This is a genomic window from Microbispora bryophytorum, assembly GCF_006874465.1.
In the GTDB taxonomy this organism is placed as follows: domain Bacteria; phylum Actinomycetota; class Actinomycetes; order Streptosporangiales; family Streptosporangiaceae; genus Microbispora; species Microbispora bryophytorum.
Map to the genome: position 1 here is coordinate 94,451 of NZ_VIRL01000006.1, position 12,378 is coordinate 106,828.

The following is a 12,378-nucleotide window of genomic DNA, read 5'->3' on the forward strand; positions in this document are numbered from 1 at the left end:
CCCGCGTGGCGCGGGTCAGGGTCCGGCGAGCGGGGCGGGACGCCTCGGCTGGAACAGCCAGGCGTCGAACAGCCCCTTGAGGTTCTTGCCCGAGATCCGCTCGGCCAGCGCGATGAACTCCTGTGTCGTGACGTTGCCGTACCTGTGGGCGTCGGTCCACGCCCTGATCAGCGGGAAGAACTTGTCGTCGCCGATCTCCCGGCGCAGGGCGTGCAGCGTCATCGCGCCGCGGTTGTAGACGGCCGCGCCGAACAGGTCGTCGGCGCGGGCGGCGCCCGGAGGGTAGGCCCACATCGGGTCCGCCGCGTTCGCGTACAGGCGTTTGAAGGCCGAATCGGCGGTGCCCTGGCCGGTGTGCTCCGCCCACAGCCATTCGGCGTACGTCGCGAAGCCCTCGTTCAGCCACAGGTCGCGCCAGCGCGTGATGGTCAGGCTGTCGCCGAACCACTGGTGCGCGAGCTCGTGCGCGATGATCGCGGGCTCGGGGGAGAAGCCGCCGTAGATGGGCTTGGTCTGGTTCTCCAGCGCGTATCCCGCCGCGTAGTCGTCGATCACGCCGCCCGTGGAGGAGAAGGGGTACGGCCCGAACACGGTCGACCAGTAGTCGGTGATCTTCCCCGTCTGCGTGAGGAGTTGGTCGAGCGAACCGCGGAAGGAGTCCGCGACGGCGACGTAGATCGGCAGGCCCTTGTCGCTCGTGCCGGTGCGGACCTGGAACTTGCCGGTCGTCATCGTGGCGAGGTAGCTCGCCATCGGGTGCTTCTCCCGCCAGGCGAAGGTCGTCCTGCCCGCCTTGGTCTGCGGCGTCCCCGTCATCTCGCCGTTGGCGATCGCGGTCAGCCCCTCGGGAACGGTGATCCGGAAGTCGTAGGTCGCCTTGTCCGACGGGTGGTCGTTCGACGGGAACCAGGTCTTCGCGCCGTTCGGCTCACATGTCACGAACGCGCCGTCCGCGGTGGAGATGAAGCCGTATTCGCCGAGGTTGGCGGAGTCGTGCATCGGTTCGGGCACGCCCGCGTAGTCGACCGTGACCGCGAACCGGTGGCCGTTCGAGATCCGCTTGCCCGGCTCGATCACGAGCTCGTCCTTGCTGCGGTCGAACGAGGCCGCCCCGCCGTCCACCGTCACCCGGCTCACCGTGAGCCCGTGCAGGTCGAGGTCGAACGACGTCAGGTCCTGTGCGGCCTTGGCCTCGATCGTGGCGCTGCCCGCGAGCTTCCTGGACGCCGGGTCGTACGACAGGCGCAGGTCGTAGTGCTGGACGTCGTAGCCGCCGTTGCCGTCGTCGGGGAAGTCCGGGTCGCCGATCCCCGGGGCGCCCGTGGTGCTCTTCGACGCGCCCGGTGTCACCGGGGCGACCGCCGCCGCCTGGGACGGCGCGACGACCGCGCCCTCGGACGGCGCGCAGGCCGTCGCGGCCCCCACGGCCACGGCACAGATCAGGGCGGAGACCGATCTGCCGGCCCGTACGCCGGCCCGCGTCGTGGTCGGCGTCGTGGTCGGCGTCGTGGTCGGCGCGGTGGTCGATGCGGTGGTCGGCCCTGGGAACGGAGGAAGACGATGCGTGGACATATGTCTGGCAACTCTACGGGAGGCCGCGGTGTGGTCCGGGTAGTGACTTCGGGTGTTTGCCCTGCTCATGGGGGTCGTGGGGGTTGTGGGGTCGCGGGGGTCTGGGGCGTCCCCGGACGGCCAGGTCTCAGGCGTCGACGACGAGCGTGCGGGCCGCCTTGTCGTGCAGGGCCTGCTTCCTGCGGTCGAACAGGATCCACGCGAGGTTCACCAGCCCGAGGCAGCACAGCCAGCCCAGCACGATCTCCACCGCCTGCCGCACCGCGATCGGCCCGGGACCGGCCGGCTCCCCGGTCTCCCGCACGACGCGCATGCCGAACAGCCTCTTGCCCACCGTCTGGCCGTTCCAGAACGACTGGAGCAGCCAGTAGTAGAGGAACGCGATCACTCCGAGGAGAAGGCCGTTGCCGACGGGGACCCGCGCCATCGCCCCGGTCGTGCTGTCGTACACGACCCTCCAGTTGTCCCAGGTGAGCGGCGAGGTGACGAGCGCGACGAGCACGGCGTCCACGATCCCGGCGAACAGGCGGCGCCAGCGGCCGGCGAGCCGCGGCGCCGTCTGCCCGAAGGGCGGGGGCGTCCAGGGAATCCTCGGTTCCTCGTACGGGCTTCCCGGAGGCGGCGGTGTTCCCATGGCTGAATGGTCACCCCGCCGCCCTTCGGTCAAAGCCGGGCGCGCGCAAAGGGTGCGTCAGCGGGTGCCAGAGGGGTGCCAGACGGGTGCCAGACGGGTGCCAGAGGTGCGAGAGGTGTCAGAGGGTGCCGCGGCGTTCCTGCTCGCGCTCGATGGCCTCGAAGAGCGCCTTGAAGTTGCCCTTGCCGAAGCCGAGGGAGCCGTGACGCTCGATGAGCTCGAAGAAGACCGTCGGGCGGTCCACCACCGGCTTGGTGAAGATCTGCAGGAGGTAGCCGTCCTCGTCGCGGTCCACGAGGATGCGGCGCTTCTTCAGCTCCTCGACCGGCACGCGGACCTCGCCGATGCGGGAGCGCAGCTCCGGGTCGTCGTAGTAGGAGCCGGGCGTCTCGAGGAACTCGACGCCCGCCTCGCGCATGGCGTCGACCGTCGTGACGATGTCGTTGGTGGCCAGCGCGATGTGCTGCACGCCGGGGCCGCCGTAGAACTCCAGGAACTCCTCGATCTGGGACTTCTTCTTGCCCTCGGCGGGCTCGTTCAGCGGGAACTTGACCTTGCGGGTGCCGTCCGCGACGACCTTGGACATCAGCGCCGAGTATTCGGTGGCGATGTCGTCGCCGATGAACTCCGCCATCTTGGTGAAGCCCATGACCTTCTCGTAGAACTCGACCCATTCCTCCATGCGCTCGACGTTGCCGACGCAGTGGTCGATCGCCTGGAAGAGCCGGCCGTTCTTCACCGCGGGCGGCGCGACGATGGGCTCGGCCGCGACGTACCCCGGCAGGTAGGGCCCGGCGTAGTTGGCGCGGTCGATCAGCGTGTGCCGGGTCTCGCCGTAGGCCGCGATGGCCGCGACCACGACCTTGCCGTGGTCGTCCTCGACCACGTGGGGCTCCTCCAGCCCCCGGGCCCCGCTGTCCAGTGCGTGGCGGTATGCCGCCTCCACGTCCGGCACGTCCAGTGCGAGGTCGACGACGCCGTCACCGTGCTCGGCCACGTGGCGCGCGAGCGGCGTTCCCGCGCGTACGGCTCCGCGCAGCTCGAACCGGGCCGAGCCCGACACGAGGACGTACGCCACCTCGTCGCGGCTGCCTGTCTCCGGCCCCCGGTAGGCCACCAGGCGCATCCCGAAGGCGGTCGAGTAGTAGTGGGCGGCCTGCTTCGCGTTGCCGACCGCGAAGACCACCGCGTCCATGCCGTGAACCGGGAAGACATCGTTCATACGCCAACTGTCCGGTGATGTGGCCAATTTGCGCAACAGCGAGTTGTTTTGGTGAACAATGTGCACAGTTATCGCCTCATGCAAGGGGAAATCGTTATGACGATTGACCACCTCGACGCACAGCTCGTCGCCCTGCTGGCCGCCGAGCCCAGGATCGGCGTGCTCGAGTGCTCCCGCAGGCTGAACGTCGCCCGGGGGACGGTGCAGGCCCGGCTCGACCGCATGACAGAGAAGGGAGTCATCACCGGCCACGGCCCGGACATCGATCCGGCCGCGCTCGGCTTCGACGTGACGGCGTTCGTGACGTTGCACATCAGGCAGGTCGCGGGGCACGTGCCGGTGGCCGACCAACTCGCGCTCATCCCCGAGGTCCTGGAGGTCCACACGATCACCGGCGGGGGAGACATGCTCTGCCGTGTGGTCGCGCGCAGCAACGCCGACCTCCAGCGCGTCATCGATCTGATCGTGGACGTGCAGGGTGTCGTGCGGACCGAGTCGGTGATCGCGCTCGACACGCTGGTGCGGTACCGGACTCTTCCGCTCGTTCGCGCGGCCGGGGGCTGACGCGGTTTTCCCCAGTGTCCTTTGCCTGGGGCAGGCTTTTCCACAGACGTCGCGGGAAGTGCCGGACCATCGATGGCCATCGTTTACCGTGGTTCCATCCGCCCAGCTCAGGGGCCACAAATGGGCGTAGCGGGGGGTATCGGACCTATCGGGGGTCACGGATCGGGGGGCACAACGTGGACAGCGCCGAGGAGGGCCCGATCGGGGAGGGCGCCGCGGATCCGCGGCCGCCCCTCCGCGGCCCGGACGGGGGAGGAGGCGGCGGGGACGGCGGCGCGCCGAAGCCTCGCCGGCGAAGGCGGCTGCCGCGTGTCCTTCTCGCGAGCCTGGCCACCGGGATCGTCGGGCTTGTCGTGTTCCTCGCCGTGGTGTGGGCGCTGACCCCCATCCCGGACAGCACCCAGGAACTGGCGACGGCCCAGGGCTCGGTGATCTACTACCGCGACGGCAGGACGGTCCTCGCCACAGAGGGCGTCAACCGGAAGACCGTGCCGCTCACCCAGGTCCCCCAGGTCGTCAGAAGCGCGGTCATCGCGGCGGAGAACCGGACGTTCTATCAGGACCAGGGCGTCTCCCTGTCCGGTACGGCCCGCGCCGTGTGGTCGACGGTCACCGGTCGCCAGCTCCAGGGCGGCTCGACGATCACTCAGCAGATGGTCCGCAACTACTACAGCGGCCTCGGCCAGGAACGCTCCATCGGGCGCAAGCTCAAGGAGATCATGATCGCGCTGAAGGTGGATCGTTCCAAGCCGAAAGACTGGGTGCTGGAGCGCTACCTCAACACCATCTACTTCGGCCGGGGGGCTTACGGCATCCAGGCCGCCGCCCGGGCCTACTTCGACAAGGACGTGCAGAACCTGACGGCGGCCGAGGGCGCCTACCTCGCCGCCGTGATCCAGCAGCCCACCCGTTTCGCCAACCCGGCGGGGGCCGCGCTCGACGCGGCGAAGGCAAGGTGGACGTCGGTGATCCAGGGCATGCGCGAGACCGGCGCGATCACCCGTGAACAGGCCGGCGCCCAGGTGTTCCCCACACTCGCCAAGCAGCGGGCGCCGCTGTCCCTCGGCGGCCAGAACGGCTACATGCTGGCGCAGGTGCGTGCCGAGCTGAACCGGCTCGGCTACACCGACGAGGACATCAACCACGGCGGCCTGAAGGTCACCACGACGTTCGACAAGAAGCTGATGGCGCAGGCCCAGCAGGCGGTCAAGTCGGTCCTGCCGGACGACACCCCCAAGAAGGTCCGCACCGGCCTGGCGGCCGTCGATCCCGCGACCGGCGAGGTCGTCGCCTTCTACGGCGGTCGTTACGCGACCAACCAGTACGACAACGCCTTCTCCGCCAAGGTCCAGGCCGGCTCGACCTTCAAGCCCTACACGCTGGCCGCCGCGCTCGAAGCCGGATACGGGCTCGACACGCTGGTCTACGGCAACTCACCCATCCGCATCGGTTCCGCCGACATCCCCAACTCAGGCGGCAAGTCGTACGGGCAGGCGATCACCCTGCTCCAGGCGACGCAGTTCTCGGTGAACACGGCCTTCGTGAACCTCGGGCAGCGCATCGGCCTCGACAAGGTCGTCGCCGCGGCGCGGGCCGCCGGGATTCCCGCGGCGCAGCTCGCCCCTCACCAGAGCGCCGCCACGTTGCCCCTCGGCGTGGCGTCGGTGAGCGCCGTGCAGCAGGCATCCGGGTTCGCCACCTTCGCCGCCGGCGGCATCCACCATGAGCCCCATGTGATCCGGGCGGTCACCGACAGCACCGGACTCACCCGGAAGTTCGCCCCATCCGGCGTTCGGGCCTTCAGCGAGAACACCGCCGCCGACACGACGTACGCGCTGGAGCAGGTGGTGCGCAGCGGCACCGGCACGGCCGCACGGCTGTGGGACCGCCCGGTGGCGGGCAAGACCGGCACCACCGACGAGTCGGCGGCCGTCTGGTTCTCCGGCTACGTCCCCCAGCTGGCCGTCGCGGTCAACATGTTCCGCGACGACAACAAGCCGGTGACCGTCCCCGGTTACGGCGAGTTGTACGGCGGCGCGCTGCCCGCCGAGATCTGGAAGACCTTCATGAGCACCGCCATGGAGGGCAGGCCGGTCCGGGAGTTCCCCGACCCGGTCACGTGGAACCCCTACTACTGGGACACCTACGGCATGGCCATGCCCCAGCAGAGCGGGGCTCCCACGGCGTATCCGTCGGGGCCCGACGGGTCGCCCATGCCGTACGAACCGGGTGACGGGGCGACGATGCCCGGCCCCGGCGGGCCCGGCGCGCCCGGTTCGCCCCCAGAGACGGACGAGGAGCAGCAGGGCGCCACCGGCCAGGACGGCGAGGCCGGCCCGAGAGGCGGCGCGAACGGCATCAGCGGTGCGACCGGCCCGAATGGCCCGAATGGCCCGAATGGCCCGAGCGGCCCGAGCGGCCCGAGCGGCCCGAATGAGCTGACCGGCACGGGCCGTGCCCGCGATACGCGTGCCGCGGATCCCGCCACCCGGGCCGGCACGGGAACGGGGACCACCGGATCCGACGCGGACGCCACCGGCACGGGTGTCAGGCGGGCCGGCCAGACCGACCCGGGCACCAGGCGGGCCGGTCAGACGGGCCAGAACAGCCAGACGGGCCAGGGTGGTCAGGGCGGTCAGAGCGGTCCGATCGCGCAGCTCCCCGGACCGCAGCTCCCGATCGCCCAGGATCCCGGCCGCTGACGGCCCGGGCGGGCACTCGCTTGCGCGGTGTCGCTTGTGCCGTGTCGCTTCCGCGGCGTCGCTTCTAGCGGGCCGCTTGTGCCGTGTCGCTTCTATCGGGCCAGTTCGGCGCGCAGCTCGGCGGGCGTGGTGACCGGCGCCCGGCAGGTGAACCGCCGGCACACGTAGGCCGCGGGCGAGCCGTCGACCATTCCCCGCCCCTCCAGCAGCGGCACGTCCACCGGCACGTTCGCCGGCAGGTCCCCCGGCACGCTGCCGGCGGGTCCTGCGCCGGCAGGTCGTGTGCCTGCTTGTCCGGTGGCGGCGTGTCCCGTGCCGGCGGGTCCTGTGCCGGCGTGTCCCGTGCCCAGCGCGACGACCAGCCCCGGCGTGCCGGACATGAGGGCCGCCGTGTGCAGCGCGCGGGTGCGGGCGTCGTCGGCCGGGCCGACGATCGCCACCTCGACAGGGCCGCGCAGCGCCGCCTCCGCCACCGCGAGACCCCACCCGGCGAACCGGGCGTACCGCTCCGCCATCGCGGAGACCGTGCCCAGCGCCGCCTCGGCCGCCTCCCGGTGCCGGGCCGAACCGGTGAGCGCGGCGTACGACAGCAGCGCCCCCGCCGCCGCGAACTGCCCCGAGGGCGTCGCGTTGTCGGCCGGGTCCTGAGGCCGCTGGAACAGCCGCTCGCCGTCGTCGGGGGCGTCGTAGAACCCCCCCGACTCGTCGGGGAACCGCGTCAGGACGGTTTCCAGCAGGTCTGCGGCGCGATGGAACCACCGGCTCTCGCCGGTGACGCCATAGAGGGCGAGGAAGCCCTCGGCCGTGTTGGCGTAGTCCTCCAGCATGCCCGCGTTGGCCCCCGCCCGGCCGTCACGGGAGGTGCGCAGCAGCCGGGCCGGGCCGCGGCTCACCGTGTGCAGGTCGTCGAGCAGCTCGGCCGTCTCGCGTGCGGCGTCGAGCAGGTCCGGCCGCTCGAACAGCGCGCCCGCCTCGGCCAGGGCGGCGATGACGAGCCCGTTCCAGGAGGCCACGACCTTGTCGTCCCGGCCCGGCCGTGGCCGCAGCTCCCGCGCGGCGCGCAGGGCCGTACGGACCCGGTCGAACCGCGCCGGGTCGTCGGGGTCGGTGAGAAGCTGGAGCACCGACGTGCCGTGCTCGAAGGTGCCGGTCACCTCGAACACCGATGCGGCCCAGGCGGCGTCGTCCTCCCCGAGGACCTCGCGGAGCTGGTCGGGCGTCCAGACGTAGAACAGGCCCTCGCAGTGAGCGCCGTCCGGTCCCTCACTGTCGGCGTCGAGGGCGGAGGCGAACCCGCCCTCGGGCGTGCGCATCTCCCGCAGCAGCCATTCGGCGGTCTCCAGGACCACCCGCTTGGCCAGGACCGAGCCGGTCGCGCGCCACCAGTGGGCGTAGACCCGCAGCAGCAGGGCGTTGTCGTAGAGCATCTTCTCGAAGTGCGGCACCACCCAGCCGGCGTCGACCGAATAGCGGGCGAAGCCCCCGCCGAGCTGGTCGTACATGCCGCCCCTGGCCATCGCCTCCATGGTCGTCTCCGCCATGGTCATGGCGTCGCGGGTGCCGTGCCGCAGCAGGAACTCCAGGACCATGGACGGCGGGAACTTGGGCGAACCGCCGAATCCGCCCCGCTGCTCGTCGAAGCTCTCCGCGAGGTTCCGTACGGCGAGGTCGAGGGTCTCGGCGGTGGGCAGCGGGCCCGAGGGCGCCCCGGTGCGCTCGACGAGCGCCTCCACCACCTTCTCCCCCTGGGCCAGGACGCCTTCCCGGTCCTGCCCCCAGGCCTGCGAGACGGCGTGCAGCACTCGCTGGAAGTGCGGCCGGGGGAAGTAGGTGCCGGCGTAGAACGGGTGCCCGCCGGGGGTGGCGAAGACCGTCATCGGCCAGCCGCCCTGCCCGGTCATCGCCTGGACCGCGCCCATGTAGACGGCGTCCACGTCGGGCCGCTCCTCGCGGTCCACCTTGACGTTGACGAACAACTCGTTCATCAGCCGCGCGGTGGCCTCGTCCTCGAACGACTCGTGCGCCATGACGTGACACCAGTGACACGCCGAATAGCCCACGCTGATCAGCAGGGGGACGTCGCGCCCGCGCGCCTCCGCGAACGCCTCCTCGCCCCAGGGGAACCAGTCCACCGGGTTGTCCGCGTGTTGCAGGAGGTAGGGAGAGGTCTCGTCACCCAGCCGGTTCATATGACGAGCCTTTCACAGATCGTCAGAAGAGAACGATGCGGGTAAGGATGACGTGGCGATCCTTCCGGCTGATGCGGTACTCGGCGATGCCGAACCCCTTGTCACCACTCACGAGGTGGTGCGCTCCTGCCTGCGGCGGGCGATGGCGTCCATCGTGGTGGTGGGCAGCGTGCCCGCCTCGGCGGCGGCATGGACGCGGTCACGATGGGGATCGGTGTCAAGCATCGCCCGCCCCCACCAGGCCGTCAGTACGCCGTCGAGTTCCGGCCCCTGCTGAGCTTCCAACAACTCCGCGAAGAACTGCGCCCGACGGGCGCCCCGCAGCGCGTTCGAAATCGCACCGATGGTCCGGGGCACACGCGGCCGTTCGGCCGAATGCTTGTGGACGGGCTGAGCGCTCGTCGACACCGCCTTTCGTCGCTCCCGACCAGGGTACGGCGCAGCGGACGGGCTCCGAGGTCACTCGCGTCAATCATTGGCACCAGTGGCACGCCGAACAGCCCACGCTGATCAGCAGGGGGACGTCGCGCCCGCGCGCCTTCGCGCACGCCTCCTCGCCCCACAGGAACCAGTCCACCGGGACGCACGGTCGGCGTGTCTCCGGACAACTACCGCCGCACCTTCCGCCCGCGGACCCGCCCCGGCCCGGGGCGAGCCGCCAAGTCCGGGGAAACTCGTGGGGAACCGCGGGGATGTGTTCCGGCCCGTCCCGGCGTAGGCTCACAGGACGTGGGCTTGGATCTGGACTTCGCTATCAGGCACTCGGGACGCCCCGCGGCCGTCATGACGCGGCGCGACGTCGCGCGGGTGCTGCTGGCCGTGCCGTCCGGACAGGCCCTGGTCGCCCTACCCGACCTGCGGCGGCAACTGCTCGCGGCGGGCAACCCGCTGTCGCCCAGGTTCTGGGAGTCGGCGAAAGCCGTGCTGATGAACATCGAATCCGGCGTGGCGACGGTCGGCGACGTGCAGCGCTGGCTGGAGTCCAGCGGGACCGAGCCGATCATGCTCACCCGCAGCTACTTCCTGTGGCCTGAGGAGAGCGAGCGCGGCCCGGTGGCCACCGAGATGTACGAGCGGCTGGTCGAGTTCCTGGAGGAGCGGCTGGCGGCCGGGGAGATCGACGCGGACGCGCTGGCCGCCGGGGACTCCGACGCCCGGCACGCCTACGAGGAGCTCCAGGAGCGCTGGCTCGGCACCGCGCTGCCGGACGGCAGGGTGCCCAACGTCGTGGTCAACGACGAGCAGGACCAGGAGCTGTACGCCGCCTGGGACGAGGAGGAGGCGTACGCGCTGAGCGAGTTGCGGCGGGTGCTCGACGACCTGCCGGAGCCGCCCTTTCCGGCGGACGCTCTCCGCGCGGCCGCCCGGCGGCTGCGCGTGACGTTGACCCGGCCCGGCTATCCGGGCAACGTGCTGCGCGCCTGCGCCGGGCTGGAGGACGGCGGGCTGCCCGAACGGGACGAGGACCTGTGGCTCACCGTCGCCGCCGGGATCGCCGCGCCGATCTCCGACCTTCCCGACGAGGAGGACGCCGCCCGGTTCTTCGACATGGAGGGCGAGCTCAGCCACGAGGACTCGATACTGGCCTCGTTGTGCGCCATCCACCACGCCGACTGGCTCGCGTCGGTGATCACCCTGGTCCGGTACGGCCCGGGCGTGCTCGCGTCGCCCGAGCGGATCGCCCGGTTCATCGCCGACTCCGAGGACGTCGACACCGACCCCGACGAGCCGGAGGACCTGGAGGCGACGGAGATGCTGTTCACGGCCGTGACGCCGCTGTGGGCGCACCTCGGCATCGTCGACCGGGCCGAGGTGCTGACCCCGCTGGGCTGGTGGGGCCTGCCCAAGGCACTGGAGCGCGCCTGGTCCTCGGGCACCGCGCTACCCGACTGAGCTCCCGGCTGCCCGCCTGCGCTCCCGACTGAGCTTCCGACCGCCCGATCGAGCTCCCGGCTGAGCTCCCCGCCGGAAGGCCAGACCGCCCGGCTGAGGATCAGCCGGGCGTGTCGACCAGGTCGCGGTAGTCGTCGTCCACCAGATCGCGGTATTCCGGATGCCGCCGGATGTAGTAGGCCACGAACGAGCACAACGGCACGACCCGCAGGCCGGCCGCCCGCGCTCCGTCGAGAGCCCCGCCCACCAGCCTGCCGCCCAGGCCGCGGCCCTCGAACTCGTCGCGCACCTCGGTGTGCGGGAGGATCATCGAGCCGTCCCGCAACCGGTACTGCGCGAACCCGGCGACCACGCCGTCGACGAGGATCTCGTAACGCGAGGCGGCGGGGTTGTCGACGACCCGGGCGTCCGCGCTCACGCCTCGGGCCCGTTCCCGTGCCGCTCGTCCTCGTGATGGTCGTGCGGCACCTGGATCTTTCTCATCTGCTTGTTCATGTTCTTCAGCAGGAAGAACAGGGCCAGACCGATCGCGGCGACGATGATGAAGCTCAGAAGACCCGGCCCGTAGCTGGTTGCATCCACGCTTTCAGCTTACGAGCAGGCAGGGGTGACCCCGGCGGCGATCCCCGCGAACAGGTCGTCCTCCGGCAGCGTGACGTCGACGAGCGACCGCGCGAGGTGGTAGTCCTCGGTCGGCCAGATCTCCTCCTGCAGCTGACGCGGGCAGACGAACCAGAACCCGTCCGGGTCGACCTGGGTGGCGTGCGCGAGTAGCGCGAGATCGCGGATCTCGAAGTACTCCGCGCACGGGACCCTCGTGGTGACCTCCCACTTCTGCGGCCGGTCCTCCCACCGCGCGATCCAGTCGGCGTACGGCGAGCCCATGCCACGCTCGGTCATGACGTGGTGCAGCGCCTCGAAGCGCTCCCGGGTGAAGCCCATGTGGTAGTAGAGCTTCAGCGGCTGCCACGGCTCACCCGTGCCGGGGTAGCGGTCGGGGTCGCCCGCCGCCTCGAAGGCCTCCACCGACACCCGGTTGGTCATGATGTGGTCCGGATGCGGATAGCCGCCGTTGTCGTCGTAGGTGAGGATCACATGCGGGCGGAACTCCCGGACGGCGGCGACGAGCGGCGCCGACGCCGCATCGAGCGACTGCAGTGCGAAGCACCCCTCGGGCAGCGGCTCGTTCTCGTCCTCCGGCAGGCCGGAGTCGACGAAGCCGAGGAAACGCTGCTGGACGCCGAGGATCTGGCGCGCCTTCTCCATCTCCAGGCGGCGCACCTCGCCCATGTTCTCCAGAATGTCCGGCCGGTCCATCTTTGGGTTGAGGATCGAGCCGCGTTCACCACCCGTACATGTGACGACGAGCACCTCCGCGCCCTCCGCGACGTAGCGGGCCATCGTGGCGGCGCCCTTGCTCGACTCGTCGTCTGGGTGCGCGTGCACGGCCATCAGCCTCAACGGTGCACTCACGTCTCTCCTCAGGTGTTCTATGGCTACGGAAAGAGGTTAGCTTCTAAGGGACCGTGCGTTTCGGACCCGGTATGGTCCGCGTCGCCGACACGGTCGACTTGTGCGGACGATCGTCTCGCACAACACCGA

General features: G+C 70.8%; 11 protein-coding genes and 1 pseudogene. 3 read left to right on the forward strand and 9 right to left on the reverse strand.

Annotation, left to right across the window (positions count from 1 at the left end; all coding sequences use genetic code 11):
• Positions 1-15 precede the first annotated feature (15 nt).
• The 3 genes from FLX07_RS14160 to hppD form a co-directional block, all read right to left on the reverse strand.
• Positions 16-1,572 carry a M1 family metallopeptidase gene (locus tag FLX07_RS14160; protein ID WP_142571236.1) on the reverse strand — a complete coding sequence of 519 codons (1,557 nt, stop codon included), beginning with the start codon at positions 1,570-1,572 and terminating at the stop codon, positions 16-18.
• Positions 1,573-1,699: 127 nt separating this feature from the next.
• A complete protein-coding gene (locus tag FLX07_RS14165) occupies positions 1,700-2,206 on the reverse strand; it encodes an RDD family protein (RefSeq protein ID WP_142571237.1) in 507 nt (168 codons plus the stop codon).
• 118 nt (positions 2,207-2,324) lie between these two features.
• Positions 2,325-3,428, reverse strand: coding sequence for a 4-hydroxyphenylpyruvate dioxygenase (hppD, locus tag FLX07_RS14170; protein WP_142571238.1), 1,104 nt, complete (start codon positions 3,426-3,428; stop codon positions 2,325-2,327).
• A 96-nt stretch (positions 3,429-3,524) separates the two neighbouring features.
• On the opposite strand from hppD, the gene FLX07_RS14175 reads away from it, so the two are divergent.
• The gene (locus FLX07_RS14175) at positions 3,525-3,992 is read left to right on the forward strand and encodes an Lrp/AsnC family transcriptional regulator (protein ID WP_142571239.1); all 468 of its coding nucleotides are present in this window, start codon (positions 3,525-3,527) and stop codon (positions 3,990-3,992) included.
• Between the two features lie 176 nt (positions 3,993-4,168).
• The gene (locus FLX07_RS14180; RefSeq protein WP_229689756.1) at positions 4,169-6,694 is read left to right on the forward strand and encodes a transglycosylase domain-containing protein; all 2,526 of its coding nucleotides are present in this window, start codon (positions 4,169-4,171) and stop codon (positions 6,692-6,694) included.
• Between the two features lie 92 nt (positions 6,695-6,786).
• Here FLX07_RS14180 and FLX07_RS14185 read toward each other — a convergent pair whose 3' ends face one another.
• The 3 genes and pseudogenes from FLX07_RS14185 to FLX07_RS38850 all read right to left on the reverse strand — a co-directional run.
• Positions 6,787-8,883, reverse strand: a complete 2,097-nt coding sequence (locus FLX07_RS14185) for a thioredoxin domain-containing protein (protein ID WP_142571240.1) — start codon at positions 8,881-8,883, stop codon at positions 6,787-6,789.
• 108 nt (positions 8,884-8,991) lie between these two features.
• Positions 8,992-9,240: a hypothetical protein gene (locus FLX07_RS14190; RefSeq protein WP_208762216.1), complete on the reverse strand. Its 249-nt coding sequence runs from the start codon at positions 9,238-9,240 to the stop codon at positions 8,992-8,994.
• 121 nt (positions 9,241-9,361) lie between these two features.
• A pseudogene (locus FLX07_RS38850) lies at positions 9,362-9,460 on the reverse strand (DUF255 domain-containing protein); the annotation flags it as partial.
• A gap of 152 nt (positions 9,461-9,612) precedes the next feature.
• Here FLX07_RS38850 and FLX07_RS14200 point away from each other — a divergent pair.
• Positions 9,613-10,776 (forward strand): hypothetical protein, encoded by a 1,164-nt coding sequence (locus FLX07_RS14200; protein WP_142571242.1) that lies wholly within the window; start codon positions 9,613-9,615, stop codon positions 10,774-10,776.
• A gap of 100 nt (positions 10,777-10,876) precedes the next feature.
• Here FLX07_RS14200 and FLX07_RS14205 read toward each other — a convergent pair whose 3' ends face one another.
• The 3 genes from FLX07_RS14205 to mca are packed head-to-tail and all read right to left on the reverse strand — an operon-like array spanning position 10,877 to position 12,249.
• Positions 10,877-11,194 carry a GNAT family N-acetyltransferase gene (locus FLX07_RS14205; protein ID WP_142571243.1) on the reverse strand — a complete coding sequence of 106 codons (318 nt, stop codon included), beginning with the start codon at positions 11,192-11,194 and terminating at the stop codon, positions 10,877-10,879.
• Positions 11,191-11,358, reverse strand: coding sequence for an MscL family protein (locus FLX07_RS14210; protein WP_142571244.1), 168 nt, complete (start codon positions 11,356-11,358; stop codon positions 11,191-11,193). Before FLX07_RS14210 ends, FLX07_RS14205 begins: the two co-directional genes overlap by 4 nt.
• A 9-nt stretch (positions 11,359-11,367) precedes the next feature.
• Complete coding sequence (gene mca, locus FLX07_RS14215; RefSeq protein ID WP_142571245.1) at positions 11,368-12,249, reverse strand: mycothiol conjugate amidase Mca; 882 nt, start codon at positions 12,247-12,249, stop codon at positions 11,368-11,370.
• Between the last annotated feature and the right edge of the window lie 129 nt (positions 12,250-12,378).